The 26,566-nt window shown below is 64.4% G+C and carries 25 protein-coding genes; 16 read left to right on the top strand and 9 right to left on the bottom strand.

The window, feature by feature from the left end; genetic code table 11:
- Window positions 1-83: 83 nt before the first annotated feature.
- The 3 genes from HALO32_RS13795 (at window position 84) to HALO32_RS13780 (ending at window position 2,055) form a co-directional block, all read left to right on the top strand.
- Window positions 84-1,319 carry a type II secretion system F family protein gene (locus HALO32_RS13795; RefSeq protein WP_151444458.1) on the top strand — a complete coding sequence of 412 codons (1,236 nt, stop codon included), beginning with the start codon at window positions 84-86 and terminating at the stop codon, window positions 1,317-1,319.
- 308 nt (window positions 1,320-1,627) lie between these two features.
- Window positions 1,628-1,861: a DUF4258 domain-containing protein gene (locus HALO32_RS13785; protein WP_225810008.1), complete on the top strand. Its 234-nt coding sequence runs from the start codon at window positions 1,628-1,630 to the stop codon at window positions 1,859-1,861.
- Window positions 1,862-1,863: 2 nt separating this feature from the next.
- Window positions 1,864-2,055 carry a DUF2283 domain-containing protein gene (locus HALO32_RS13780; protein WP_138182481.1) on the top strand — a complete coding sequence of 64 codons (192 nt, stop codon included), beginning with the start codon at window positions 1,864-1,866 and terminating at the stop codon, window positions 2,053-2,055.
- Between the two features lie 173 nt (window positions 2,056-2,228).
- Here the strand turns inward: HALO32_RS13780 and HALO32_RS13775 are convergent, their stop codons facing one another.
- A complete protein-coding gene (locus tag HALO32_RS13775; RefSeq protein WP_151444455.1) occupies window positions 2,229-2,747 on the bottom strand; it encodes a L,D-transpeptidase in 519 nt (172 codons plus the stop codon).
- Entirely contained in the window at window positions 2,747-3,415 is a 669-nt protein-coding gene (locus tag HALO32_RS13770; RefSeq protein ID WP_151444454.1) for a TetR/AcrR family transcriptional regulator, read from the bottom strand. The genes HALO32_RS13775 and HALO32_RS13770 overlap by 1 nt, the downstream gene beginning before the upstream one ends.
- Window positions 3,416-3,763: 348 nt before the next feature.
- Between HALO32_RS13770 and lexA the strand changes: the two genes are divergently transcribed.
- The 3 genes from lexA to HALO32_RS13755 all read left to right on the top strand — a co-directional run bounded on the left by lexA (window position 3,764) and on the right by HALO32_RS13755 (window position 6,462).
- Window positions 3,764-4,417, top strand: coding sequence for a transcriptional repressor LexA (gene lexA, locus HALO32_RS13765; protein ID WP_151444453.1), 654 nt, complete (start codon window positions 3,764-3,766; stop codon window positions 4,415-4,417).
- A gap of 36 nt (window positions 4,418-4,453) precedes the next feature.
- Window positions 4,454-5,500 (top strand): DNA polymerase IV, encoded by a 1,047-nt coding sequence (gene dinB / locus HALO32_RS13760; RefSeq protein ID WP_151444452.1) that lies wholly within the window; start codon window positions 4,454-4,456, stop codon window positions 5,498-5,500.
- Between the two features lie 524 nt (window positions 5,501-6,024).
- The gene (locus HALO32_RS13755; RefSeq protein ID WP_151444451.1) at window positions 6,025-6,462 is read left to right on the top strand and encodes an REP-associated tyrosine transposase; all 438 of its coding nucleotides are present in this window, start codon (window positions 6,025-6,027) and stop codon (window positions 6,460-6,462) included.
- A gap of 246 nt (window positions 6,463-6,708) precedes the next feature.
- Here HALO32_RS13755 and HALO32_RS13750 read toward each other — a convergent pair whose 3' ends face one another.
- Both HALO32_RS13750 and purU read right to left on the bottom strand, forming a co-directional pair.
- Window positions 6,709-7,380, bottom strand: a complete 672-nt coding sequence (locus HALO32_RS13750; protein ID WP_151444450.1) for an energy-coupling factor ABC transporter permease — start codon at window positions 7,378-7,380, stop codon at window positions 6,709-6,711.
- A 12-nt stretch (window positions 7,381-7,392) separates the two neighbouring features.
- On the bottom strand, window positions 7,393-8,247 hold the full coding sequence (purU, locus tag HALO32_RS13745; protein ID WP_151444449.1) for a formyltetrahydrofolate deformylase: 855 nt from the start codon (window positions 8,245-8,247) through the stop codon (window positions 7,393-7,395).
- 176 nt (window positions 8,248-8,423) lie between these two features.
- On the opposite strand from purU, the gene HALO32_RS13740 reads away from it, so the two are divergent.
- From HALO32_RS13740 to HALO32_RS13720, 5 genes are all read left to right on the top strand, one after another.
- Window positions 8,424-9,359: a LysR family transcriptional regulator gene (locus tag HALO32_RS13740; protein WP_151444448.1), complete on the top strand. Its 936-nt coding sequence runs from the start codon at window positions 8,424-8,426 to the stop codon at window positions 9,357-9,359.
- 111 nt (window positions 9,360-9,470) lie between these two features.
- On the top strand, window positions 9,471-10,505 hold the full coding sequence (locus HALO32_RS13735; RefSeq protein WP_151444447.1) for a TRAP transporter substrate-binding protein: 1,035 nt from the start codon (window positions 9,471-9,473) through the stop codon (window positions 10,503-10,505).
- A gap of 117 nt (window positions 10,506-10,622) precedes the next feature.
- Window positions 10,623-11,072 (top strand): TRAP transporter small permease, encoded by a 450-nt coding sequence (locus HALO32_RS13730; RefSeq protein WP_225810006.1) that lies wholly within the window; start codon window positions 10,623-10,625, stop codon window positions 11,070-11,072.
- Window positions 11,069-12,346 (top strand): TRAP transporter large permease, encoded by a 1,278-nt coding sequence (locus HALO32_RS13725; RefSeq protein WP_151444445.1) that lies wholly within the window; start codon window positions 11,069-11,071, stop codon window positions 12,344-12,346. Before HALO32_RS13730 ends, HALO32_RS13725 begins: the two co-directional genes overlap by 4 nt.
- Window positions 12,347-12,362: 16 nt before the next feature.
- Window positions 12,363-13,109, top strand: coding sequence for a M15 family metallopeptidase (locus HALO32_RS13720; RefSeq protein ID WP_325063459.1), 747 nt, complete (start codon window positions 12,363-12,365; stop codon window positions 13,107-13,109).
- A 34-nt stretch (window positions 13,110-13,143) separates the two neighbouring features.
- Here the strand turns inward: HALO32_RS13720 and HALO32_RS18150 are convergent, their stop codons facing one another.
- Window positions 13,144-17,136 carry a bifunctional diguanylate cyclase/phosphodiesterase gene (locus HALO32_RS18150; protein ID WP_225810004.1) on the bottom strand — a complete coding sequence of 1,331 codons (3,993 nt, stop codon included), beginning with the start codon at window positions 17,134-17,136 and terminating at the stop codon, window positions 13,144-13,146.
- 149 nt (window positions 17,137-17,285) lie between these two features.
- Window positions 17,286-17,957 carry a transglycosylase SLT domain-containing protein gene (locus HALO32_RS13710; RefSeq protein ID WP_225810002.1) on the bottom strand — a complete coding sequence of 224 codons (672 nt, stop codon included), beginning with the start codon at window positions 17,955-17,957 and terminating at the stop codon, window positions 17,286-17,288.
- Window positions 17,958-18,227: 270 nt separating this feature from the next.
- Here HALO32_RS13710 and HALO32_RS13705 point away from each other — a divergent pair, with 270 nt between their 5' ends.
- The 5 genes from HALO32_RS13705 to HALO32_RS13685 all read left to right on the top strand — a co-directional run bounded on the left by HALO32_RS13705 (window position 18,228) and on the right by HALO32_RS13685 (window position 24,367).
- The gene (locus tag HALO32_RS13705) at window positions 18,228-20,210 is read left to right on the top strand and encodes a sensor domain-containing diguanylate cyclase (protein ID WP_192576511.1); all 1,983 of its coding nucleotides are present in this window, start codon (window positions 18,228-18,230) and stop codon (window positions 20,208-20,210) included.
- Window positions 20,211-20,422: 212 nt separating this feature from the next.
- Entirely contained in the window at window positions 20,423-21,139 is a 717-nt protein-coding gene (locus tag HALO32_RS13700; RefSeq protein ID WP_407646886.1) for an amino acid ABC transporter substrate-binding protein, read from the top strand.
- A 17-nt stretch (window positions 21,140-21,156) separates the two neighbouring features.
- On the top strand, window positions 21,157-21,831 hold the full coding sequence (locus tag HALO32_RS13695) for an amino acid ABC transporter permease (RefSeq protein WP_151444441.1): 675 nt from the start codon (window positions 21,157-21,159) through the stop codon (window positions 21,829-21,831).
- On the top strand, window positions 21,828-22,589 hold the full coding sequence (locus HALO32_RS13690) for an amino acid ABC transporter ATP-binding protein (RefSeq protein WP_151444440.1): 762 nt from the start codon (window positions 21,828-21,830) through the stop codon (window positions 22,587-22,589). The genes HALO32_RS13695 and HALO32_RS13690 overlap by 4 nt, the downstream gene beginning before the upstream one ends.
- A 170-nt stretch (window positions 22,590-22,759) precedes the next feature.
- Complete coding sequence (locus HALO32_RS13685; protein ID WP_151444568.1) at window positions 22,760-24,367, top strand: ribonuclease J; 1,608 nt, start codon at window positions 22,760-22,762, stop codon at window positions 24,365-24,367.
- A gap of 203 nt (window positions 24,368-24,570) precedes the next feature.
- Here HALO32_RS13685 and HALO32_RS13680 read toward each other — a convergent pair whose 3' ends face one another.
- The 3 genes from HALO32_RS13680 to moaE form a co-directional block, all read right to left on the bottom strand.
- Complete coding sequence (locus HALO32_RS13680; protein WP_151444439.1) at window positions 24,571-24,861, bottom strand: H-NS family histone-like protein; 291 nt, start codon at window positions 24,859-24,861, stop codon at window positions 24,571-24,573.
- A 259-nt stretch (window positions 24,862-25,120) separates the two neighbouring features.
- Window positions 25,121-26,113 (bottom strand): GTP 3',8-cyclase MoaA, encoded by a 993-nt coding sequence (gene moaA, locus HALO32_RS13675; RefSeq protein WP_151444438.1) that lies wholly within the window; start codon window positions 26,111-26,113, stop codon window positions 25,121-25,123.
- Entirely contained in the window at window positions 26,110-26,565 is a 456-nt protein-coding gene (gene moaE / locus HALO32_RS13670) for a molybdopterin synthase catalytic subunit MoaE (protein ID WP_151444437.1), read from the bottom strand. Before moaE ends, moaA begins: the two co-directional genes overlap by 4 nt.
- Between the last annotated feature and the right edge of the window lies 1 nt (window position 26,566).

Below are 26,566 nucleotides of genomic sequence, written 5' to 3'. Positions count from 1 at the left end.
CTCCTACAGGGAGCCTGAGCAAATAATAGGAGTTGTCGGTTCGACAGCTCCCACAAATAAACGCAGGGACAGGGACGACGACCATGGCAACAAGATCCATGCGCAAGGCACAGAAGACCAAGCTCTACCGCTGGCGCTGGACGGGCAAGGGCCCCAGTGGGCGCAAGGTGGGGGGCGAGATCATCGCGCCCAAGAAGTCCGAAGTGGAGAAGGTGCTCTCCGGCCAGAACGTCGTGGTCAAGCAGATCCGCCGCAAGGGCGGGTTCGGCGGCGGCATGGGCAAGATCAAGCCCAAGGACATCATGCTCTTCGCCCGCCAGATGGCGACCATGATTCGCGCCGGCGTGCCGGTGCTGCAGGCCTTCCAGGTGGTGGCGGAGAGTCTCAAGAAGCCGGCGATGAGCGCCATGGTGCAGGAGTTGATGAACGAGGTGGCGGCCGGCGCCAGCTTCTCCGAGGCGCTCAAGCAGCATCCCCAGCACTTCGACCGGCTGTTCGCCAACCTGGTGGAGGCCGGGGAGCAGTCCGGCTCGCTGGATACCATGCTCGAGCGGGTGGCGACCTACAAGGAGAAGATCGAATCGCTCAAGGGCCGCGTCAAGAAGGCGCTATGGTACCCGGCGGCGGTGATCGCCGTGGGCATCGGCGTTACCGCCCTACTGCTGATCAAGGTGGTGCCGCAGTTCGAGAGCCTCTTCCAGGGCTTCGGCGCCGAGCTGCCCGCGCCGACCCGCGTCACCATCGCGCTCTCCGAGTTCGCCCAGCAGTACTGGTGGTGGGGGGTGCTGGGCCTGGCGGCATTCATCTTCCTGCTGCGCGCCGGCATGAAGAAGTCCGACGCCTTTCGCTACCGCATGCATGCGCTCTCGCTGCGCATCCCGGTGATCGGCGACATCCTCGACAAGTCCTCGGTGGCGCGCTATTCGCGCACCCTGGCCACTACCTTCGGTGCCGGCGTGCCGCTGGTGGAAGCCCTGAATACCGCCGAGGGTGCGGCGGGCAACATGGTGTACGAGCGTGCCATCGCCCAGATCCGCGAGGACGTGTCCACCGGCCAGCAGCTCAACTTCGCCATGCGCCTCACCGAGCAGTTCCCGGCGCTGGCGGTGCAGATGGTGGGCATCGGCGAGGAGGCCGGCTCGCTGGACGCCATGCTCAACCGGGTAGCGGACTACTACGAGGAGGAGGTCGACAACAAGGTGGATACCCTCACCTCGCTGCTCGAGCCCTTCATCATCGTGGTGCTGGGCGTGCTGGTCGGCGGCCTGGTGATCTCGATGTACCTGCCGATCTTCGAACTGGGCAGCGTGATCGGGTAAGCGCCGAGCGCCGAGCGCCGAGCGCCGAGCGCCGAGCGCCGAGCGCCGAGCGCCGAGCGCCGAGCGCCGAGCGCCGAGCAGGATGATGGCACCGGCCGTAATGTGGGAGCTGTTTGTTCGACGCTTCGCCTTGCAGCGCAATGAGGGTTTTGTGGGAGCTGTGCTTGCACGGCGATTTTTGCCCTCCGCCTTTCGCCGTGCAAGCACGGCTCCCACGAAACTCTGCTTTCACATCGTCAGTCATCTAGCCAGACCGGTGTGCCCGGTTGGATGATCCGAGATAATTCATGTACTGCCAAAGATTTGACTTGAACGTACATATTACCCGTCATGCCCGTGAACGTATGGCAGAAAGGTGCATCAACGAGTGTGAATTGCACGACCTGCTCGAAACCGGCGCTACGCGCCAAAAAGATGATGCCAGACTATGGATCGCCAAGAAGATGCCGGGCCGAGCGGACAATCTGGTCTGTGCAGCCGTGATCCTGGAAGATAATCTGGTCGTCAAGACAGTGATGCATCATTTCCAATGGGAGGACTGATCATGCGCACCACCTACGATGAGGCGGATGACATCCTGGTACTGCACCTTGCAGACAAGCCGATCGTTCGTGAACGCTCACAGGACTGGAATACGCATATCAGCTATGCAGAGGACGGCACCATCGTCGAGGTGGTGATCCTGGAAGCATCGAAACAGGGTGCCTGGCCACTGCTCAAGAGCGAGGCGGCATAAGGCGCCGAGCGCCGAGCGCTTTGTGTGAATCGCCGCTCCCACAACTGCTCCCAGAATAGGTGCCTGATTCCTTGTGGGAGCACTGCTTGCAGCGCGATCTGTGCCTTCCCCCATTCGCCGTGCGAGTCGAAGCGTCGAACCGACGGCTCCCACAAGACCCTGCTCTCACATCGTCAGTCATGCAGCCAGACCGGGGTGCCCGGCACGGCGATCTCGAACAGCGCCAGCAGATCGGCGTCGCGCAGGCGAATGCAGCCGTGGGAGCGGGCAACGCCCATGGGCTCGCTCGGTGGGGTGCCGTGCAGGTAGATATAACGGCGCTGGGAATCGACGCTGCCACCGCGGTTGCGGCCGGGCTCCAGGCCGCTGAGCCACAGGATGCGCGTGAGGATCCAGTCGCGACCCGGGTGCTCGGCGGCCAGGGCCTCGCTGTAGACCTCGCCGGTGGGCCGACGGCCGCGGTAGACGGTGCCCGGCGAATTGCCCGCGCCGATGGCGGCGCGCACCTGGTGCCAGCCCAGCGGCGTGGCGCCGCTGCCCTCCTCCTCCCCGGTGCCGTTGGCGCCCGTGGAAACCACACACTGCCAGTCGATCTCCCGCCCCTGCCACACCGTCAGCCGCTGGGCGGCGGTGTCGATCTCCAGCCACACGCCTTCCGTCGGCGGCAGCTCGGTGAGCACGGGCGGGCGCATCAGCCCGCCTCGCGCTGTGCCGGAAGGGGCTCGGGCAAGGGCGCGTTCATGGCCGCCACCACCACCGGGCGCAGGCGGCGCACCAGGTCGCGCACGCTGACGTGCTCGCCGTAGTCCTTCTCGGCGATATCGCGCAGGGCATCCAGGCCGGAGAGCGTGAAGATCACCGTGCCCAGCATGAAGTGCAGCCGCCAGAAGCGTTCGGCGTCGGGCAGCTCCGGCGTGGCCCGGCGCACCAGCTCGGTGAAACGGGTGAAGACGCTACCGTACTCCTCCTGGATGTAGCGCCGCAGGTGCCCCTGGGCCTGGCTGTAGGCGAGCCCCAGCAGGCGCATGAACACCTTCAGGCTGTGGCGCTCCGCCGGCACCTCGAGCACGCTGCGCGCCATGGTTTCCAGCAGCTCTTCCAGGGGGATGTCGTCGCCCTCGTGGCGCGCCTCGAGCTCATCGAGCGCCGCGTGGAAGCGCACGGTAAAGGGGTCGAGATAGCGCGCGAACACCGCCTGGATCAGCGACTTCTTGGAGCCGAAATGGTAGTTGACCGCCGCCAGGTTGACCCTGGCCTTGCTGGTGATATTGCGCAGCGAGGTCTCGGCGAAGCCGCGTTCGGCGAACAGCACCTCGGCGGTATCCAGGATGCGCGTGACGGTGTCGGGCTGCTGGGCCATGAGAAGCGGCTCCATCTGATTGGAAACGGCAGTTTGAAAGCCATGAAAGTGTATGACAGCCAAGGGCGTGGCTCAAGACAGGAGGATGATGGGTGTTTGAAACGGGAGCAAAAAGCAGCCGAGGACCAGGTCTCTGTAGGAGCCGTGCTTGCACGGCGATTCCTGCTATCCGCCTATCGCGATGCGAGCATCGCTCCTACAAAACACCAAACCCACAAAACGACCGTTCCTGCAAAGCTGCACCGCTCGGCGCTTCTCGCTTTTACTGGACAGAAAGACATGCTGTATACTTGGCCAGACAGGTGGCGAGGCAACCGCCACTCCCTGGTTACCGACCCTGGAGGCCCCATGAGTCGCTCTCTCACGGCCCGGCAGCAGAACGTATACGACTTCATCGTCAAGACCATGAACGACCTGGGCTACCCTCCAACCCGAGCGGAGATCTCTCGGGCGCTGGGGTTCAAGTCGCCCAATGCCGCCGAGGAGCATCTGCGCGCCCTGGAGCGCAAGGGGGCGATCAAGGTGATCCGCGGCACCTCCCGGGGCATCCGCCTGCCGATCCAGGAGCCGGAGGCCGCCAACGAGGAGGGGCTGGAAGAGCCGGCCCAGGGCCTGCCGATCATCGGCGAGGTGGCCGCCGGGAGCCCGATACTGGCCGCCGAGCATATCGACCGCTACTGCCCCCTGCCGCCGGAGTACTTCACCCCCCGGGCCGACTACCTGCTGCGGGTGCGCGGTCTCTCCATGAAGGATGCCGGCATCCTCGAGGGTGACCTGCTGGCGGTGCACCGCACCGAGCGCATCCGCGACGGCCAGATCGTGGTGGCGCGCCTGGAGGACGAGGTCACCGTGAAGCGCTTCCATCGCCAGGGTCACGTGGTCACCCTGGAGGCCGAGAACCCCGACTTCGCGCCCATCGAGGTGGACCTGCGCCACGACCCGCTGGAGATCGAGGGCATCGGCGTCGGCGTCATCCGCGGCGGCAGCGGCCAGGCCCTCTGAGCAAGGCTGGCCGCCCCTCGCCCCATGACCGAGCGCGTGCGCAAGATCCTCCACGCCGACTGCGACTGCTTCTTCGCCGCGGTGGAGATGCGCGACAACCCTGCCCTGCGCGACATCCCGCTGGCCATCGGCGGCTCGCGGGAGCAGCGCGGGGTGATCGCCACCTGCAACTACCCCGCGCGCACCTTCGGCATCCACTCCGCCATGCCCACCGCGCGAGCCCTGCGCCTCTGCCCCCATCTCACCCTGATGCGCGGGCAGTTCGAGAAGTATCGCGAGGTATCGCGCCAGATCCAGGCGGTGTTCCATGAACTCACGCCGCTGGTGGAGCCGCTGTCGCTGGACGAGGCCTTCCTGGACGTCACCGAGGTCGAGGGTTTCCGCGGCAGCGCCACCTGGATGGCAGAGTGGATAAAGGCAGAGTGCTATCGGCGCACCGGCATCACCGTCTCGGTGGGCGCAGCGCCCTCGAAGTTCCTGGCCAAGATCGCCAGCGACTGGGAGAAACCCGACGGCCTGACGGTGATCCCGCCGGAACAGGTCGATGCCTTCGTGCGCGACCTGCCGGTCAAGAAGCTGCACGGTGTGGGGCCGGCCACCGGCGCCAGGCTCGACGCCATGGGCATCCGCACCTGTGCCGAGCTGCGCACGCTGCCCATCGAGCGCCTGCTGGACGACTTCGGCAAGTTCGGGCGTCGTCTCTATGAGCTCTCCCGCGGCCTCGACGACCGCCCGGTGCGCATCGAGCGCGAGCGCAAGTCGGTCGGCGTGGAGACCACCTTCGACCAGGACCTGCCCGATCTGGCGGCGGCCAGCGCCGCCCTCGCCCCGCTCTGCGACAAGCTGCAGGGCCGCCTGGAGCGCCACGGCCACCCGCCGATGGCGGGACTCTTCGTCAAGGTGCGCTTCGACGACTTCAGCCTCACCACCCTGGAAAGCCGCGGCCTCACCCCCGACGCCGACAGCTACACCCGCCTGCTGGAACAGGCCTGGGCCCGCGCCCGCCGCCCCGTCCGCCTGCTCGGCGTCGGCGTTCGACTGGTGCCCGAGGAAGCGCGGCAGCAGCTGACCCTGCCGATCTAGACCTTGTGGGAGCCGTGCTTGCACGGCGATTCAGTGCTCTCAGCCTTTCGCGGTGCAAGCACCGCTCCTACTGATGACCTGAGCCTGCTGCAGGAGCCGTGCTGGCACGGCAATTCAATGCTCTCAGACTTTCGCGGTGCAAGCACCGCTCCTACTGATGACCTGAGCCTGCTGCAGGAGCCGTGCTGGCACGGCAATTCAATGCTCTCAGTCTTTCGCGGTGCAAGCACCGCTCCTACTGATGACCTGAGTCTGCTGTAGGAGCCGTGCTGGCACGGCGATTCAGTGCTCTCAGTCTTTCGCGGTGCAAGCACCGCTCCTACTGATGACCTGAGCCTGGTGCAGGAGCCGTGCTGGCACGGCAATTCAATGCTCTCAGCCTTTCGCGGTGCAAGCACCGCTCCTACTGATGACCTGAGCCTGCTGTAGGAGCCGTGCTTGCACGGCGATTCGCTGCCGGCCTGCGCAGTTCGGGGTGCAAGTCGCTAGACTGAAAATCACGGCAATCGGAGGGATCCAAATGCATGCCCCAACTCCACAGCCATGATCTTCGAAAGGGCCGCAAGTCCATTCCCGGGTACTGCTACCTGCTGACGATCGTCACCGATGATCGGCAACCTCATTTCCGTAACCCGCTCAAGGCATGTCTGGCCTGCCGCTACCTGTATTGCGATGCGGTACAACGGCATGCGGATACCCTTAGTTTTGTGCTGATGCCTGACCACCTGCATTGGCTGATTCAGCTAAAGGGGTCTTCGATTTCTACCGCAGTAAAGCTCTACAAGGCCAAGGTAGCCCGCGATATCGGCGAAGCCGTGTGGCAGCGTGGCTTTCATGACCATGCCCTGAGGCATGAAGAGGACCTTAAGTCGGTTGCCCGCTATATCGTGGCCAACCCCCTTCGGGCGCGCCTGGTGGACAACATCATGGACTACCCATACTGGAATGCGGCGTGGCTGTAGGGAGGTGGATGCGGGAGCAGTCGGTTAGACGCTTCGACTTGCACGGCGATTCAGTGCTCTCAGCCTTTCGCGATGCGAGCATCGCTCCTACTGATGACCTGAACCTGTTGTAGGAGCCGTGCTGGCACGGCAATTCAGTGCTCTCAGCCTTTCGCGGTGCAAGCACCGCTCCTACTGAAGACCTGAGTCTGCTGTAGGAGCCGTGCTTGCACGGCGATAGGTTAGACCCATTCGGCGCTCGGCCGGTTATTTAGTATCGATATAGCGATGATCGTTGAAGGTGGCGACCCAGCCGGGGTGATAGACCAACAGGATGCTCATCAGCATGCCGGTGATGAAGGCCTCGGAGGGCATCAGTAGCGGCAGGAAGCGGGCGTACTCCAGCGCCTGGCGCAGCGCTTCGGCGTCACTGGCGCCCAGCGCCATCAGCCCCACGGCGGCCAGGCCCGCCGCCAGGGTGGCCAGCGCCGAGCCGAAGAAGGCGCAGACGAACAGGAAGACCATCAGGTTGTCGGGCAGGCGCCGGTCGACCAGCCGCCAGATGATGCCCATCACCAGGGCCGGCACCACCCCGGTGATCAAGACGTTCACCCCCAGCAGCGGCCACTCGATGCGCCCCAGCAGCACCATGGCGATATTGATCGCGGTGATCGAGAGCAGCGCCAGCGGCGCCTTGAAGACCAGGGTCAGCAGCGCGGTGAACATCAGGTGCAGGGTCAGCCAGTCCACCGCCTGGGCCCGCAGCTGCCAGAACAGCATCACGATGACGGTGGCGGCCAGCCAGCGATGCTGCAGGGCATGACCGTCGAGCAGTGCCGCCCACGGCCGGCGACTCAGTGCCAGGCCGATGACCGCCAGGGAGACCAGGCCGCAGAGCCACAGCAGCCAGGGGGCAAGAACCGGCTCGGCAATCGTCATGCAGTCACCTCGTCAGGCAAACACCACGGTCTTGTTGCCGTGGATCAGCACACGATCCTCCAGGTGCCAGCGCAGACCGCGTGCCAGCACCGCCTTCTCCACATCGCGCCCGAAGCGCACCAGGTCGTCGGGGGTATGGCAGTGGCTGACCCGGTGGATATCCTGCTCGATGATCGGCCCGGCATCGAGTTCCTCGGTGACGTAGTGGCAGGTGGCGCCGATCAGCTTGACGCCGCGCTGGTGCGCCTGGTGATAGGGCCTGGCGCCGGCGAAGGAGGGCAGGAAGCTGTGGTGGATGTTGATCATCCGCCCCTGGAAACGCTGGCAGAGCTCGGGCGGCATGATCTGCATGTAGCGCGCCAGCACCACGCAGTCGGCGCGGGCGTCGTCGACCAGCCGCTGCACCTCGGCGAAGGCGGCCTGCTTGTCGTCGGCCTTGACCGGCACATGGTGGTAGGGGATGCCGTGCCACTCCGCCAGGCCGCGCATGTCCTCGTGGTTGGAGATCACGCCGGCGATGTCGCAGTCGAGTTCCCCTGCCGTCCAGCGATAGAGCAGGTCCACCAGGCAGTGGGTCTCCCGGGAGACCATCAGCACCACGCGACGCCGCTGGCGGGTGTCGGTGAGCGCCCAGGTCATCTCGAATTCGGAGGCGATGGGCGCAAAGGCCTCGCGCAAGGCCTCCGGCGGCATGCCCACGGAGTCGGCGAGGATCTCGTAGCGCATGAAGAAGCGACCGGCCTCCAGGTCGGAGTGCTGGCTGGCCTCGGTGATCGAGCCGCCGTGGCCGGCGATGAAGTTGGAGACCCTGGCGACGATGCCCAGGCGGTCGGGACAGGAAACCACCAGGCGGTAGTAGTGTGACATCGGATGATCCCGGGTTGCGGCGGTGACTGAGGGCGACAGTGTAGCCAAAACAGGGGCTTCGGGCACGCTGGGGAGCCACGCGACGCTGCGGTGTCTGCTGCGCCGGGGTATGGTGAAATCCTCAGGGTGCCGACTCCCGACTCCCCCTTCATGACTGACACCTGGAGCTAAGGCCGATGCTCAACAGCAGAGCCCTGTCATATCTGAGCGAAGTCATTCGTCGCGGCTCACTACGCAAGGCGGCCACCTACCTCGGTATCGATGTCTCGGCCATCAGTCGGCAGATACGTTATCTCGAGGAAAATCTCGATATTCGGCTGCTGGAACGCCATACGGGTGGCATCAAGGTGACCGAGGCGGGGCGCCTGCTCGTCGATCATTACCATCGACAGCAGGCAGCAGAGGACGCCGTGATCTCACGTCTGTCGGCGCTGCAGGGACTGGACAGCGGCCATGTCCGGATTGCGGTGGGCGAAGGCTTCATCGCCGACCTGATCTCCGCTCCCCTGCAATCCTTCATGACCACCTACCCGGGAATCGAGCTGGAGGTCGTGATGGCCGGTGTCAATGAGGCCATGGCACTGGTCAAGGATCGCGAGGTCGAGCTCGCCCTCCTCTATGCGCCCCCCGTCGACCCGCAGCTGACCTGCCATGTCGAGACACGCCAGCCGCTGGACCTGATCGTCCCCTCCGTCCATGAACTGGCCCATGTCCCGCGGCCGGTCACCCTGCAGGACCTGGTGCGATGGCCGATCGGCCTGATGGACAATCCCTTCGGCATGCGCCAGATGATCAATGCCGTGGCCCATCAGGAACGCATCTTTCTGCATGCCCGCCTGCACACCAACTCCGTGGCCGTGCTGAAGAATTTCGTGCGTTCGGGCATCGGAGTCACCTTCATGCCCGAGTTGACCGTGGCCGAAGAGGTCCAGCAAGGGGATATCGCCGTGCTCCCCATGGCCTACGACATGCTCAGTGATGCCCGAGCCCAGATCGTAAGCCTTGCGGGCCGCGAGCTCACGGTGGCCACGAATGCCTGTCTGGACCACCTATGCCGCGGTATGCGCTTTTTCAATGCCGATGCCCCTCGCCTTCTGAGCGCTGAACGTTGATGTAAAAACAACACCATCGGGTTTGATTAGTCAACACAACAACGCCTAGTCTGCTGGTATGCCGGCCGACAGGCCGGGAGTTCCGCCAACAATAACGTCCGGAGTCCAAGCATGAATCCTACTCGATCGTTTGCCATTTCCTCCCTCGCTGCCGCCGTGCTGGCCGCTGGCACCCTGGCCAGCCAAGCATATGCCGCCACGACCGTGAACCTGAGCTACAACGGCGCCCCGGATCCCGAGAAGAATGCCGTGCATGTCTTTGCCACCAACCTCAAGGAGCTGGTCGAGGAGAAGACCGACGGCGAACTCGAGCTCGAGCTCTACCCCAACAGCATGCTGGGGGAGGAACAGGAGCGCATGGAGCAGACGATGAACAGCGCCAACCTGAACATCGCCTCCTTCGCCGGCATGTCGCCGCTGGTACCGGAAGTCTTCGTGAGTGCCATCCCCTTCCTCTTTGACGATTTCGAATCGGCTCGCACCTTCTTTGATGAAGGCCAGTACTGGCAGGCCGTCGAGGATGCCCTGCACGAACGTACCGGCATGGAGCTGCTGGCCGTCGTCGAGGAAGGCGGTTTCCTGGCCTTCACCAACGACGAGAAACCCATCTCCTCCCCCAGCGACTTCGAGGACCTGCGCTTTCGCGCCATGGACCCAAGCCAGGTAGCACTTTATGAAGCCTTCGGGGCATCAGGCACGCCGATCCCCTGGACCGAGGTCTACATGGCCCTGAAGACAGGCGTCGCCGATGGCCAGATGAACCCGCCGATGTACATCATCATGGGCAGTCTCTATGAGGTGCAGGACTACCTGACGCTGGCCAACATCCAGTACTCGGACCAGTTCCTGATCGGCAACGGCGCCATGATCGACGGCTGGGACGACGCGACGCGCCAGGCCTTCATGGAGGCCGTCGAGGAAGCCAACCAGATGGCTCGCGAGCACAACGAGTCCCGGGTCGACGAGCGCATCGCCTTCCTCGAGGAAGAGGGCATGGAGGTGATCCGGCCGTCCGAGGACGAGCTGGCAGCGTTCCGCGAGCAGGGCCAGCCGGCCTATCTGGAATGGCTCGGCGAGCAGGACATCGATCCGTCCTTCATCGACATGGCGCTCGAGGATGCGGGGATGACCCATCTGGCCGAGTAAGCCACACCGTCCCTGAGACGTCCTGCAGTTCGGGCAGGGGCTCTCCCCCTGCCCCATGACAGATGGCATCCCTCTATGACGTTATCGAATTCTCGCATACTGGCCATCAGCCGGTCCGTGTCCTTAACTGTTGCCGGTAGCCTGCTGCTCATCGATCTGGCGATCATCCTCTTCGGCGTGTTCATGCGCTATCTGGCCGGAGGGGCGCCCATCTGGACAGACGAGCTGGCCCGCTTTCTGATCATCGGCAGCGTGCTGCTCGGGGCCGGTGCTGTCTGGGTGGAGGGTGGCCACATGCGCGTCGCGCTGATCGAGCGCCTGCTGCCAGCGCCGCTGTGCCGCCTCCTCAACCTCTACCAGTGGCTCCTCACGCTGGGCATTGCCGTTGGCGCCGCCATCATCAGTTATCGCTACGCCATGTCCGTCTCGATGTTCACCAGCCAGGGCCTGGGAATCAGCAGGACCATTCCCATGCTGTCGGTGCCGGTCGGCTTCGCGCTGCTGGCCTGGCATGCCCTGTGGCATGGTCCGGCACCCCTCAAGACGCTAACGGAGGACCCCGCATGACCTTGACCATGCTGGTTGTCTTCCTCGTGCACGTGCTGCTGGGGTTGCCGCTGTTTATCTCGCTGCTCGCCACGGCGGTGGTGGGCTTCATGTTCGTGGATCCCGCCATGATCCCGCGCATGATGCCCCAGCAGTTCTTCGGCGGTATCAATGCCTTCTCGCTGATGGCCATTCCGCTGTTCATCCTGGCCGGCAACCTGATGAACGTGACGCGACTGACGGATCGGCTCATGGCCTTCGCCAAGCTGCTAGTCGGACACCTGCGCGGCGGCATGGGCCATGTCAACGTGGTATCCAGCATCTTCTTCGCCGGGGTGAATGGCTCAGCGGTGGCCGACACCTCGGCGCTGGGCTCGCTGCTCGTGCCGCCCATGCGCAAGGAAGGCTACTCCACCGCCTTTGCCGCGGGCCTGACGGCCGGGAGCTCGCTGATCGGGCCGATCATCCCGCCCAGCATCTTCATGATCCTCTACGCCTCGCTGACCAACACCTCGGTCGGTGACCTGTTTCTTGCCGGGGTGATCCCGGGCTTGGTGCTGGGTCTTGCGTTCATGGCCATGAATGCCTGGTATGCCTGGCACAAGGGACTCGAAAAACGTGGCGGTCTCCCTTCACGACGGGAGCTGGCCGTGACGGCCCTGGGCGCCCTGCCCGCGCTGGTGGCACCGTTCATCATTGTCTCGGGTATCGTCATGGGCTTTGTTACACCTACCGAATCCGGCGCACTGACGGCGCTGTACGTGGCACTTTGCGGCCTGGCCCAAGGCAACTTGCGCATCGCCGACTTCTGGAAGGCCATGGTCGATACCACGCGCCTGACCTCGGCGATCTTCCTGATCATGGCCGCCTCGGCCACCATCAGCTGGCTGCTCTCCTATGCCCAGGTGCCCAACGAGTTCGTGGCGCTGCTGGCTCCCTACATCGAGCAGCCGGTGCTGATCCTGCTGCTGCTGAGCTTGATCACCTTCGTCACCGGCATGTTCATGGAGGAGGTCTCGGCCCTGATGCTGCTGACGCCGATCTTCTCCCCCGTGGCCATGATGGCGGGCATCGACCCGGTGCATCTGGGCATCATCATCACCTTGAACATCACGATTGCCCTGATCACCCCGCCGATGGGCGCCTGTGTCTTCGTCGCGGCCGCGGTAAGTCGGCTCGAGATCACCTCGCTGTTTCGTACCATCTGGCCGTTCGTGGTGACGGCGATCCTGGTACTGATCCTGCTCATCCTGTTCCCTTCCCTGACCCTCTGGCTACCAACCCAGCTTGGCTGACCCCATGGAGACCGTCGTGAACCCCTCCCCGTCATCGCCCATCGACCGTTACCCCGATCCCGACTGGCCGGTGGTGAGCCGCATCCCCATCACGGGAAGTGACGAGCCGCTGGTCCCGCTGAGCCTGGCGCCGTCACCGATCAAGATCTTCCCGGTCTATGCCAAGGAGGATATTCCCGGCGCCATCAACGAATGCTATGTCCGTGAAGGGGTCTACCGGCGGCTACTGAAGGTGGCACGTGCCCTGCCAGCGGAATATGGGCTGATTGTCCTCGACGGCTGGCGGCCCTGGCGCGTGCAGCAGTACCTCTTCGATACCCTGCAGGAGGCCATCCGGACGCACCACCCTGCCCTCGACGAGGAGGCGCTACTGGAGCGGACGCGGGAATTTGTCTCCGTGCCCAGCCGGGAGCCGAGTTCCCCTAGCCCTCACCTCACCGGCGGTGCCGTGGATGTGACCCTGAGCGATGCCGACGGGCTGCCGCTGGACATGGGCACCCTGTTCGACGAGGCCGTGCCGGGATCCCACACCGCCGCGCTGGAAGCCAGCTCTCGCCCGGATGCTCGGCAGCGACAGGCGCGTGACAACCGACGTCGCCTCTATCACGCCATGTGCGAACAGGGCTTTACCAACTTGCCGAGCGAATGGTGGCACTACGATGCGGGGGACCAGCTCTGGGCTCATTACAGCGGTCGCGCCCGGGCGCTCTACGGGCCGGCGGAGCTGGAGACCATCGAAAGTCGCTGGCGTCGGCAGCTGTGACCGGCACGCCACTCCCCGGCCGGACGGCAGTGGATCATTCTCGCGGCCCGATGCTGTCGAGTGCGCGTGACGCGCCGATGAATTCGATGAGGCGCTCCAGGGGCATGGGGCGCGCCAGATGGAAGCCCTGAAAGAGGTCACAGCCATGGCTCATCAGCAGGCGGTACTGCGCTTCGTGCTCGATACCCTCGGCGACCACCTTGAGCCCGAGGTGATGCGCCATGGAGATGATGCCCTGGATGATGGCGTCATCTTCCGCACTGCGTGTCACTTCGCTGACGAAGCTGCGGTCGATCTTCACCGTATCGACGGGCAGATTCTTGAGATAGCTGAGACTGGAAAAACCGGTACCGAAGTCATCGATGGCCACCCCCACGCCCATGCCCCTGAGGGCATGCAAGATGTCGATGGCACTTTCGGTATCGTTCATCAGCACGCCCTCGGTCAGTTCCAGTGACAGTTTCGGCGCCGGCAGCCCGGTCACCGCCAGGGTCTGGCGCAGGTTGCCGAGAAAGCTCGAACGGTGGAACTGCAGCGGCGAAAGATTGACCGCGACATTGAGGATGCCGTGTCCTGCCTGGTCGAGCATGCGCAGGTCCTGGCAGGCTCTGGAAAGCACCCACTCGCTGATGGGAATGATCAGGCCGGTCTCCTCGGCCAGGGGAATGAACTGGGCGGGAGAGACATCGCCGCGCACGGGGTTGGACCAGCGCAGCAGCGCCTCGACGCTCGCCACCCGTCCGTGGCGATCGATCAACGGCTGATAGTGGAGCTCGAAGGCCTCGGTATCGATCGCCTCCTGGAGCTCGTTGCGCAACGCGACGCGATCCCCCAGCCGGTGGGTGATCTCGGGCGTGAACCACTGGTAGGCATTGCACCCTTGCTGCTTGGCCCGGTACATGGCCATGTCAGCCTGCTGGATAAGCTCGATGGCCTGGGAGACCGCGGGGCTGCTGACGGCGATACCGATACTGCACGACAGCGAAAGCTCATGCTCACCGATCCGATAGGGCCGGGCGATGATCGGCAGCAGCCGCTCGGCCACCTGCAGCGCCTGCGCTTCGTCATGCAGGTCGGGTAGCAGTATCACGAACTCGTCGCCGCCCAGGCGCGCCAGCGTATCGCCCGGACGCATCGCCGCGGAGAGTCGCTGTGCGACACCCTGCAGCAGCTGGTCTCCTATGGCATGGCCCAGGCTGTCGTTGATCGGCTTGAATTCGTCGAGGTCGACGAAGAGCACCGCCAGCAGGTGCCCCTGTCGCCTGGCCAGGGCAAAGTCATGGACAAGTCGATCCTCCAGCAGCGAGCGGTTCGGCAACCCGGTCAAGGCATCATGGCTGGCATGGTAGGCCAGTCGGGCCTCATAGGCCTTGTGCTCGGAGATATCGTGCTGGATGCCCACATAGTGGGAGACGCGACCCGCTTCATCGCGCACCGGCGCGATGAAGAGGTCGTTCCAGAAGGGGGTGCCGTCCTTGCGATAATTGCACAGGGTGACATGTGCCTCACTCTGGCTGGCCAGCTGCTGGCGAATCTGCTGCACCGCCGCCATGTCGGTCTCGGCGCCCTGCAGAAAACGGCAATTGCGGCCGATGACCTCCTCTCGCGAATATCCCGTCATGCGCTGGAAGGCGTCATTGGCATAGATGATCGGCAGATCGGGCTGTCCCGCGTCGGCGATCAGCACCCCGTTGACGCTGGCTTGCACACTGCGCTCGAGAATCCGCAATCGGGTCTCGTGCTCGCGTCGCTGGGTCACATCCTTGGCGATGCCATAGACGCCCTTGATTCGCTGGCCGACAACGATCGGCAAATTGGTGAGATCCAGACGGCGCATCTTGCCATCCAGATGAGGAATCTGCAGCTCATAGCGGCAGGGCTCACCGTCCAACGTGACCTCGAATTTCTGTTGCACGTCGGCAAGGTCGTTCGGGTTCAGGAATCGAGAAAAGTGCGTGCCGATGATCTGTTCGACGGGGAAACCGGTCAGCTCGGCACAGTGTGCATTGGCGGAAACGAAATGGCCCTGCAGGTCGAGTGAAAACACCGCATCCGGGTTATAGACAAACAGCGAACGGTAGCGCTGCTCACTCTCCCACAACGAACGCCTGTCCTGCTCACGCTCCACGGCCAGCGCCACCAGATCCACGGCCTGTCGCGTCATTTCCAGTTCGGTATTTCCCGGCTTGCCCGGGCGGCGATAGTAGGTCGCAAAGGTCCCCAACAGGCGACCCTCACTGGCGATCACCGGATAGGACCAGCAGGCCAGGAGCCCCGCGTCGACCGCCAGCGACTTGAACCCCTCCCAGCGCGGATCATGCTCGATGTCCTCACAGATCACGACTTCACGGCCATGGGCCGAGCTGCCGCAGGTACCGACGCCGGCCCCGATGGGAATCGAGCCGAGGGCCTCACGGAAGCTGACCGGCAGACTCTTGCCCGCCACCAGGCGCAAGGTGTGGTCTTCGTCGTCGGCCAGCATGATCGAGCATAAGCCCCCCGGTAGCTGCTTCTCGAGCATGGTGCAGATGGCCTCCAGGATCTGATCGACCGGCACCTCCTCGGCGATCATCGCCTGGATGGATTGTTGCTGCTCGAGCTGCTCCCGGGCTGCCATCAGGTTCCGGGAATGCCCCAGGGCCAGGCGCACCATCCCCAGGCTGAAGACCAGCAGATAGCTCAGCGTCAGACCGCCCAGGCCAACGGCCGACGGCACCAGACCCGCCTGCAGCCAGTTCGCCTCGGCACGGGGATGCACCGAGGGGCTGAGCATGGTGCCACCCGGCAGACCGATGTGGCGTACGGCAAGGAGGGGCGCATCACTCACATCACGCGCTCTCATGCCCCGCGCCGCCAGGGCGGTGATCAGCTCGGCGTCACGGGAGAGGTTGACCTGGAAGCCGACCAGTTGAATACGCAGCCCTCGCTCGAGGAGGGTCGCCATGTCCAGCACGGCCACCAACTGCTGGTCACGACTCGGTACCGCGATCGCCATGATCGCCATGCCGGGTGTGCTGTCATCCGGCACCATCATGCGCGGCTCGGGAAACGGCATGCTCAACCAGTCCTGCACCCGCTCGGCATCCGACCATTCTGCCAGCCACGCCTGAGCCTCACGGCTGCGCGCCTGGCGCCACAGCCAGTCCTGGTCGCTGCTCAGCAGGCCGATGACCTCGAGACTCGGCGTGTCGCTCAGATTGTTGGCCACATCGCGTTGGCGTACGGCGGGTTCCAGTCCCGTAGCGGAGGCATCCAGGCGCTCGGCCATGCGCTGCATCAGCGTCAGGTGAGACTCCATCACCTGCTCGGCATTGAAGCGAACGTTGTCGAGCAGGTGTTCCGCCTGCTGGTAGGTCCGTTGCTGCTGTTGCCAGCCCAGCAGGTACCACGCCAGACTGCTGGCCAGCACGCCGACCAGACCGGCCGTCAGGGCCGCTCTTCCCAACTGGAGCTGACCGTGGCGCGTTCTGACACTCGCCGCGACCATGGCACTGCCATACGTCAGCGTGACCAGTGCCACCCCCGGCGGAGATGAGATCATGTCCGCCAGAGCCGGGCCATCCGCCGGGAGCAAGAGCGTGGCACCCAGCACGAAGGCCCCGAACAACAGCAGCAGGCCGCCACACAGCTGCCACAGTCGTCGCCCGCCTGGTCGATCGAGCCCGGACAGCAGACAGCTGGCCACCCCCACCAGCAAGACGGCTGACGGCGATGCTACCCGCGGCTCCCCGGACAGCCAGTAGACGCCGGACTGACCGGGGCCGAGGAGGGTGTTGTACAGCAGGATATAGCCCGTCAAGGCCAGCAGGCCGCCACCCGCCAGAAGGCGTAACCGCGGCCAGCACTGCACCACGGCAACCAGGCCAGTCCCGCACAGCAAGGCGGCCAGCGCGGCGTCCGCGGCCAGCAGCGTCGGCAGGGCGTCCTCAAGCCACTGCATCATCCCGGCCAGCCCCATCAGCACGAAGGCGGCCGACACCATCAGCAGCCAGCTGTCCAGGGCGATATCACGGGTCTTGAACGGCATGAGCCTTGCTCCCTGCGCATGATCGACACGGTGCCGGGCAACCGCCGGCCCGGCACACCCTTGTCGTGATATCCAGGATGATGCGGCGCTTCGTACGCGGATGCCAGTCTCCGCGCTCCTCCCCTCGAGGGCAACTCATCAGCGTGAGATCAGCGGCAGAAGGGCCATATCTCGAGCGGACCATCGCAGCGGAACTCCGCCTCACAGGCGGCCAGCTGTTGCCTGTAGCGCGAGGCGGTAGCCGCAACCTGGCGAGCGGTGCGCCGCACGGCGGGCTTGCCTCGCCAGGAGCCGCGCCGGTAACCGCCCTGTCCTTCGTGATAGGCCAGATAGAGGTGCTCGGGGTTGTGCAAGGAAACCCCGGTCATGCGCCGGGTACGGGCGTTGTACCAGCCGATGAAGTCGGTGGCGTGTTTCATGTGGGAGCGCCGTGCAAACAGCCGCCCTGCCTCGTCCTGGTACTCGCCCCACACCGGGTCCTGGGCCTGGGCGTATCCGTAGGCGGAAGAGGGCCGTGTCCAGGGAATGAAGCCGAGCAACTTGTCACGAGGCGGCTTCACATGGCTACGGAAGCTGGATTCGCGCTGGATGAACGCCATCTGGGTCGCGATAGGCGTCCCCCATCTCTCCTGGGAATCCCGGGCGTAGTCGTACCAGTCGGGCTGCTCGCGGAAGATCTCGCAGATGTTCGACGGAGTCTCGGGGGGTGCCGGGGCCAGCATCGCACAGCCAGAGAGCAACAGGAGGAACGCCAGAGCGGACAGAAGGCGTAGCGCCACCCCAAACGGCGAAGTCCGGTTGACAGTGTCAGTCGAGGTCATGGTTCAGCCGCCTTGTTGGCCCGGGTGGCGCTCTCCTTTCAACGGCGCCTTGGGGGTAAACTGTAGCGAAAACAGGCGAACACTGCGATGGCTAGCGTTGACCGGTCAAAAGCCAACACGCCATCCATCAGCCCGTGGTGTTTTCAAGGCACGAATGCGCCGTAACCATGCCTTTCCGATCCCGGTAGCGGGGTGACATCCTTTTTCGTCAGATGTCCAAGACCCACACCCGCGACACGAGCCCCGCGGGACGACGGCATAAGGAGAGCCGTGGCCTTTCAACAGAAATTCGCTCAGCCCTTGAGACATGCTCTCCATCGCCACCTCTTCTCGCTGCGGGGCCGCCTGCTGCTGGGGGTCGTGGTGATCTGGACACTCTTGTGCCTGATACTGCTGGCCCTGGGCTGGCAGTCCGGCACCCTGCTGGTCGAGGAATCCAACCGCATCCACCTTCGCTACGAGGCGAACCTGATACGCAACGACATCACGCATGAGATCGAGCAGCGCCTGGAGGTGCTGGACCGCCTGGCCGACCAGCTCCCGGACCCCTCGCCGGGATCTCTGGCCCAGGGAAACCACGACCCCTTGCTCGCGCTGTTCGAGGGCCTGGTCGTGGTCGATGCCGAGAATACCGTCATCGATGACTGGCCGACGATAACGGGGCGTATCGGCCGGGACATCAGCCACCGGACCTACGCACGCTTCATGCGCAATATCCAGCGCCCCCATGTCAGCGAGCCCTTCGTCGGGGAGGTCTCCGGCAGGCTGCTGGTCATGATGCTCGTTCCACGCCACGATGAGCGGGGCCGCTATGCCGGTTTCCTGGGCGGACTGGTCGAGCTCGACCACAGCGAACTGTTCACGGGGTTCGATCGGCTCCGGCTGGGCGACGAAGGCCATGTGGTGATCACCACGACCTCGGGCCGGCTGATCTATCATCCCGACCAGAGGCAGAACCTGCCGACGCGGGATGATCTGATGGAAGACCCCTGGCTGGACCTGGCGCTGGATGGCTGGGAGGGCGAAGCCAGTGGCGAACTGCATGAAGGCGGCTCGGCGCTGACGGCCTATCGACAGATCTGGCCCGCCGACTGGATACTGGGCCTCTACCTGCCCCTCGAACAGGTCTATACCCCCTTGACAAACGTCATGGAGCGCATTGCTCTGCGGGCCTTGTGGGTCCTGGGGCTGTTGTTGCCGGTGATGGCAGCCTTGATCTGGCTGGTGCTGCGGCCACTGACGCGTCTGGCGCATCAGATCAAGGATCTGAGGCACGGCCGCCGGCGCGCTCTTCAGATAGCGACCCGCATGCACGAATTGCGCCGCGTCATTGACGTCTTCAATGAGGTGGAACAGGACCGTGCGAGGACGATGGACGACCTGCAACGGCGCAAGGCGTTCCTCAAGGGCATCCTGGCCGCGTCACCCCAGGCCATGTTCGTCACCGATACCAGGGGACGTCTGACCTTCGTCAACCGGGCACTGAAAGACCTGCTGGGGATCAAGCCGCCGGTCCATCTGCCAGTCTGGGCCAAGCGTATCCACGAGGAGGATCGCGAGCCGCTGGTGGCCGCCTGGCAGGCGTGCCTTCTCCAGCAAAAGGACCTTGTCCGACAGTTCCGTTACTTCAGCAAGGAGGGAGAACTTTACTGGCTGGACGTCCACGCCAACGCGATCCGCGTGGACGGCGAGATCATCGGCCTGGTGGGGATCGTACGCGACATCACCCAGCGCCAGCACGAGGATATCCTGCTGCGTTGGGAAGCGGAGCATGATCCACTGACCGGCCTGCTCAACCGTCGCGGTTTCCAGCGCCGGGTGGAAGAGGCCTTTGCTGCCTGGGAAAAAGCCGGCACTCCATCCTCCCTGCTGATATTCGATCTGGACCACTTCAAGGCCATCAATGATACGGGCGGCCACGCCCTGGGCGACAGGATGCTGCAGCAGGTATCCGCCGCGATGGTTGCTGAAACCCGCAACAGCGATCATGCCGCTCGTCAAGGGGGCGACGAATTCGCCATCCTGCTACCGGGCTGCGAGGCCTCTCGGGCCTTGCGCATCGCCGAGTCGCTGCGGGCGCGGATTGCGGCCAATGGCCTGGAGCAGAACGGCCAGACATGGCGGGTGACGGTCAGCATCGGGGTGGGTAGCTTCCAGGGGACGGACCAGACCATCGACGACGTGATAGCGCGTGCCGACGCGGCGAGCTATGCGGCCAAGTCACTGGGGCGCAACAGCGTGGTCGGCGAGTGACCGGACCCCGCAGGAAAGCCGTTGCGGAACGGATAGCCGGCTTGACACCCTATACCTAATAACCAAAGGCTATTGGAAATACCTCTCCTTATTCTTTAGCGTATGCGGCCATGAGCGACGGGCACGCCGTGCCAATTTCCTAGTTCCAGCCAATACACAGGAGCCATCCCATGCTCAAGCGCATTGCCTTGACCACTCTGGCCGCCGGCCTGATGACCGCCGGCAGCCTGGCCCACGCCGACGAGCACGCCATCAAGGTCGGCATGTCCGGTGGCTACTTCCCCTTCACCTTCGTCGAACAGGACAAGCTTCAGGGCTTCGAGGTGGATGTGATGGAGGCCGTGGCCGAAGAGTTGGACGTCGAGGTCACGTTCGTCACGGCGAACTTCTCGGGGCTGTTCGGCATGCTCGAATCCGGCCGGATCGACACCATCGCCAACCAGATCACCATCACCGAGGAGCGGGCCGCCAAGTACGCCTTCACCGAGCCCTATGTCTATGACGGCGCCCAGGTCGTGGTCCGGGAAGGCAACGAGGCGATCCAGGGCGTCGAGGACCTGAAGGGCAGGACGGTGGCCGTCAACCTCGGCTCCAACTACGAGGAGCTGCTGCGCGAACTGCCCTACGCCGACGAGATCGACATCAAGACCTACGAGAGCAACATCGAGCAGGACACCGCCCTGGGCCGCGTCGATGCCTTCGTCATGGACCGGGTGAGTGCCAGCCAGGTGATCAAGGAGAAGCCGCTGCCCCTGGCGCTCGCCGGCCAGCCGTTCTCCAAGATTCGCAATGCCCTGCCCTTCCGGAACACCGAGGAGGATCGCACCCTGCGTGACCGCGTCGATACCGCACTGGCCAGCCTGCGCGAATCGGGCGAGTTGCAGGCGATCTCGGAAGAGTGGTTCGGCACCGATATCACTCGCCCCTGAGGGGCTGAGTCGCTGCCATGCCACTGCTTGATTTCGACTACATGCTGGGGCTGGTGCCTGTCCTGCTGCGCTACCTGCCGCTGACCCTGCAGATGGCCGCCGTGGGCATGGCGCTGGCCCTGGTTCTGGCCTGCGGCCTGGCCGTGATCCGCGTGCTGCGCATCCCGGGCCTGAACGCGGCCACCCTGCTGTTCATCTCCTTCTTTCGCGGCACGCCGCTGCTGGTGCAGCTGTTCCTGTTCTATTACGGGTTGCCTCAGCTGCTGGCCTTCCTGACCCAGATCAACGGCATCACCGCCACCATCATGGGGCTGACGCTGCACTTCTCGGCCTACATGGCCGAATCCATCCGTGCCGCCATTGTCGGGGTCGACCGCAGCCAGACCGAGGCGGCGCTGTCCATCGGCATGACCAACGGCCAGCTGATGCGGCGCATCGTGCTCCCCCAGGCCACGCGGGTGGCGGTGCCGACGCTGATGAACTACTTCATCGACATGATCAAGGCGACCTCCCTGGCCTTCACCCTGGGCGTCACCGAACTGATGGGCGCCACCCAGAAAGAGGCCGCCGGCAGTTTCCTCTACTTCGAGGCCTTCATCACCGTGGCGATCTTCTACTGGATCATCGTCGAGCTGCTGGCCTGGTTCCAGCGGCGCCTGGAAACCCGACTCAACGAGGCGTATCGCCGATGATCAAGGTACAGGGACTCATCAAGCGCTTCGGTGGCACCGCCGTGCTCGACGGCATCGACCTGGCCATCGAGCAGGGCGAGATCATCGTGGTGATCGGCCCCTCGGGAACCGGCAAGTCGACGCTGCTGCGCTGCCTCAACTTCCTCGAGCGACCGGATGCGGGGCGGCTGACCATCGGCGACCTGGACGTGGACGTCACCCGGGCCAGCCGCGCCGACATCCTGACGGCTCGGCGGCGCACGGCTTTCGTATTCCAGAACTATGCGCTGTTCGCCAACAAGACGGCGCTGGAGAACATTGCCGAGGGGCTGATCGTCGTCAATCGCTGGCCCAAGGAGAAGGCCCATGCCCGCGCCCGGGAGATCCTGGAGCGCATCGGCCTGGCCGACAAGGCCGATGCCTACCCCGCCTCCCTGTCCGGTGGCCAGCAGCAGCGGGTGGGCATCGGCCGAGCCATGGCGGCTCAGGCCGAGGTGATCCTCTTCGATGAGCCGACCTCCTCGCTGGACCCGGAATGGGTCGAGGAGGTCCTGGGCCTGATGAAGCAGCTCGCCCGGGAGCGCCAGACCATGCTGGTGGTGACCCATGAGATGAGCTTCGCCCGGGACGTGGCGGACCGGGTGATCTTCATGGAGGGAGGGCGTATCGTCGAGCAGGGACCGCCCGGCCAGCTCTTCGGTTCACCCCAGGATCCCCGCACCCGGGACTTCCTGCGCAAGGTGCTGGCGACCCAGGTCGCGCTGGACACTCCGACCTGAGCCGAATGCCTTACGGCCGCGTTGTGGGGCCCGGCGGGCTTCCCGTATAGTGTCGTAACACTTTATCCAGGCCCGCCCCTTCCTCGATGCCACAGCCACGCGCCCAGATTCGCCCTCGCCGCCGCACTCCCCTGTATTTCCTGCCGCTGGGCGGCTGTGGCGAGATCGGCATGAACCTCAGCCTCTATGGACATGGGGAGCGCGGCCAAGGAGATGACTGGATCGCCGTGGACTGCGGCATGATGATCCGCCAGGATCTGCCGGACAACCCTCTCCAGGTGCCGGATCTCTCCAGCCTGGAAACGTTGTCGATCCGGCCTCGGGCGCTGATCATCACCCACGGCCACGAGGATCATATCGGCGCCGCCGCCTGGCTTTGGCCCAGGTGGGGCTGCCCGATCCACGCCACGCCGCTGGCCGCCGGCCTGCTGAGAGCCAAGTTCGCCGAGCGTGGGCTGGCCACCGACGCCATCCGGGTCATCGAGCCCGGCGAGGCGCTGGAAACCGGGCCCTTCACCCTGCGCTTCCTGCCGGTGACCCACTCGATTCCCGAGAGCTGCGCGCTGTTAATTGCCGCCGGCGCTCATCGCGTGCTGCACACCGGCGACTGGAAGCTCGATCCCGAGCCGCTGATCGGCCCCCCGATCTCGGCCGCGACCTTTCGCGCCATCGCTCCCGTGGATCTGGTGGTGGGCGACTCCACCAACGCGCCGATCCCCGGCCACTCGCGCAGCGAGGGAGATGTCGCGGAGGCGCTGAGCCACACCATTGCCCGCTGCGAGGGGCGGGTGGTGGTGAGCTGCTTCGCCAGCAACCTGGCACGGGTGCTGGCGATTGGCCGCGCGGCCGAGCGCTGCGGGCGCCGGGTCAGCCTGATGGGACGCTCCATGGAGCGCATGGTGGGCGTGGCCCGCGGACTTGGCTACCTGGACGACCTGCCCCCCCTGGTGCCGGTGACCGACCTTGGCTACCTGCCTCCCGAGGAAGTGCTGGTGGTCGCGACCGGTAGCCAGGGCGAGCCGCGCGCCGCGCTTTCACGCCTTTCCCGGGGGCGCCACCCCCACTTCGAGCTGATGGCCGGTGACACGGTCATCTTTTCTGCCAAGGCCATCCCCGGCAACGAGCGGTTAATCGACCGCCTCAAGCGTGGCCTCAAGCACTTCAGCGTGACCATCCTCGACGACGAGAATCACCCCGAACTGCACGCCTCGGGCCATCCGGCCCAGGACGAACTGCGCACCTTCTACGGCTGGGTAAGACCACGCCACCTGCTGCCGGTGCATGGCGAGCCTCGCCACCAGCAAGCCCACCGGGACCTGGCCGAGTCCCTCGGCATCCAGGCACCACTGGCGCCGACGAATGGCGATTTGATCCGCCTGGATGCCGAGGGGCTCTCCCTGGAGGCGCGCCACCCCCAGCAGCCACATATCGTCAGCCAGGATGCGGTCTCCGCCCTGCCCGGTCTGGGGAGTGGCGACGGGATCAACCGTTCACGCCATGGGAGCCTGTATCTGGCCATTTCGGTGGCCGCCACCGACAGCGGCTGGACCCGAATCGGCCGACTGATGCTCGACACCAGTCATGCGAGCCCGATGGACGAGACAGCCTTCGCCGACTGGCTGGACGACTGCCTCGAAAGGATCGAGGTGGATTCCCTGGCAGAATTGCGCCTGGCCCTGCAACCCAGGCTGCTCGGCTGGCTCGCCGATCATCTGCACCGGGTACCCGAGGTACACCTGCAGATTCTGGCGGTGGAAGCCGAAGCGTTGGGGAAGTAAAAGGATAAGTCTCAGGTCATTAGTAGGAGCGGTGCTTGCACCGCGAATAGCGGAGATCGGCAGACAATCGCCGTGCAAGCACGGCTCCCACAAGTGCGCAGTGGCATCATCGTGCTGTGGGAGCTGTGCATGCACGGCGATTTCAAGCAAGAGCCCTGCTCACGCTACACCATGACTGCAGCAAAGCTCACAATAAAAACGCTTTAACCCTTGCTGGCGTTCTTCGGCGGACGACCACGCTTGCGCTTGGGCTGTTCGGTCACCAGATCGTCCAGGGAAAGGCCGGCTTCGTTGATCTGCTCACGGATCTCGGCGAGTTTTCTGGCTTTATCGGCTTCCTCTTCCTGGCGCTGTACTTCCTCGTCCCTCTTCTGATCGATCACTTCACCGATGACCTCGGCCAGCTTACGAAGCTGTTCCATGCTCAGCTGGCGTGCCGCGGCACGAGCCACGTTCTTGTTGCGGGCGATGCGCTCCAGTGATTCGCTGGACATTAGCGGTCTCCATGCCGAATGTTGGACGGTTGTGTTGCGTAATGACACGTCAAAAGTATATGCAATTGCGCCATATTGGCAAGAAAAGCCGCGGGAAAAAAGGGACAAGGCCAGGAAAGATTCACGCCACCTGAACCAGACAATCGGGCGGGAAACGCAGTGTCTCGGCCGGATTTCTTCTGCCCACAAAAAAGCGGGCGACATCGTGATGTCGCCCGCTATGCCATGATGCCGGCCTCGGCCAGGCGATAGTGTCGGCTCAGCCGCCGGTCATGTTCATGAAGCGTACCACCTGGACCTCGCCGTCCGTGGTGAAGTAATGACGCTCCGGCTTGAGCGGCATGGCATGCACGATGGCGTGCTTGAGCGCATCCATATCGCCGGGGTGGCGACGCAGCACGGCGCGCAGGTCCACGGAGTGCTCGTTGCCGAGGCACAGCAGCAGCCGCCCTTCCACGGTGACCCGAACCCGGTTACAGGTGTCGCAGAAGTTGTGGCTGTGGGGAGAGATGAAGCCGACGCGAGACTCACTGTCGGGCATCTTGAAGTAGCGCGACGGGCCGAGGGTCGATTCGGTGGTGGGAATCAGGGTGTGACGGGTCTCGATACGTGCCTGGACCTCGTCGCTGGAACAGAAGGTCTCGGCACGCGAGTGGTCCGACACATCGCCGAGGGGCATCTCCTCGATGAAGCTGATGTCGAGCCCCTCATCACGGGCGAAATCGACGAGGTCGACCACCTCGTCATCATTGCGACCCTTGAGGATGACGGCATTGAGCTTGATACGCTCGAAACCGGCATCGCGAGCGGCACGAATGCCGTCGATGACCTTGTGCAGGTCACCGGTACGAGTGAGCCGGCGAAAGCGCTCGGGGTCTAGGGAGTCGAGGCTGATATTGAGTCGCTGCAGGCCGCCCTCGCGCAGACGCCCGGCGAATTTGGGCAGGCTCGCACCGTTGGTGGTCATGGCAAAGTCCTTGAGCCCCGGCAGCGCCCCGATATCACCGACCAGGTGATCGATATCACGCCGCACCAGGGGTTCGCCCCCGGTCAGGCGGATCTTCTCCACCCCCATTTCGGTAAAGGCCCGGGCGACCATCGCCAACTCCTCCAGGGTCAGCACCTGGGCGCGCGGCAGGAAGGTCATCTCCTCGCTCATGCAGTAGACACAGCGAAAATCGCAGCGATCCGTGACCGAAATGCGCACATAGCGCACTCGCCTGCCGAAGTCGTCGATCAGCTCATCGGTCATGTAGACATCTCCCAGCGACGGGCATCCTGATGATCGCCGTCGCGTTCCGAAACCCAGTAGTCCCCGCTGGCAGTGTGCTCCTTCTTCCAGAAAGGCGCGCGGGTCTTGAGGTAATCCATGATGAAATCGCAGGCATCGAAGGCGGCGCGTCGATGGGCGCTGGCGACCACTACCAACACGATAGGGTCTGCGGGGTCGAGGCGTCCAATCCGGTGGATCACGGTCACCCCCTGGAGCACCCAGCGAGACCTCGCCTGCTCGACGATCTCGCCCAGGGCCGCCTCGGTCATCCCCGGATAATGCTCCAGGGTCAGTGCCTGAACCTCGGGGCGCTCGTTGAAGTCACGCACCAGGCCGGTAAAGCTCACCACTGCGCCGATGTCGCTGCGCCCCTCGAGCAAGGCTCGCTGCTCAACGCCGGCATCGAAGACGCTGTCCTGCACGCGGATCATC

The sequence above is a fragment of the Halomonas lysinitropha genome, from assembly GCF_902500215.1.
Classification (GTDB): domain Bacteria; phylum Pseudomonadota; class Gammaproteobacteria; order Pseudomonadales; family Halomonadaceae; genus Halomonas; species Halomonas lysinitropha.
Note: the sequence above shows the minus strand (reverse complement) of the source record. Positions and strands in the feature narration are given on the sequence as shown.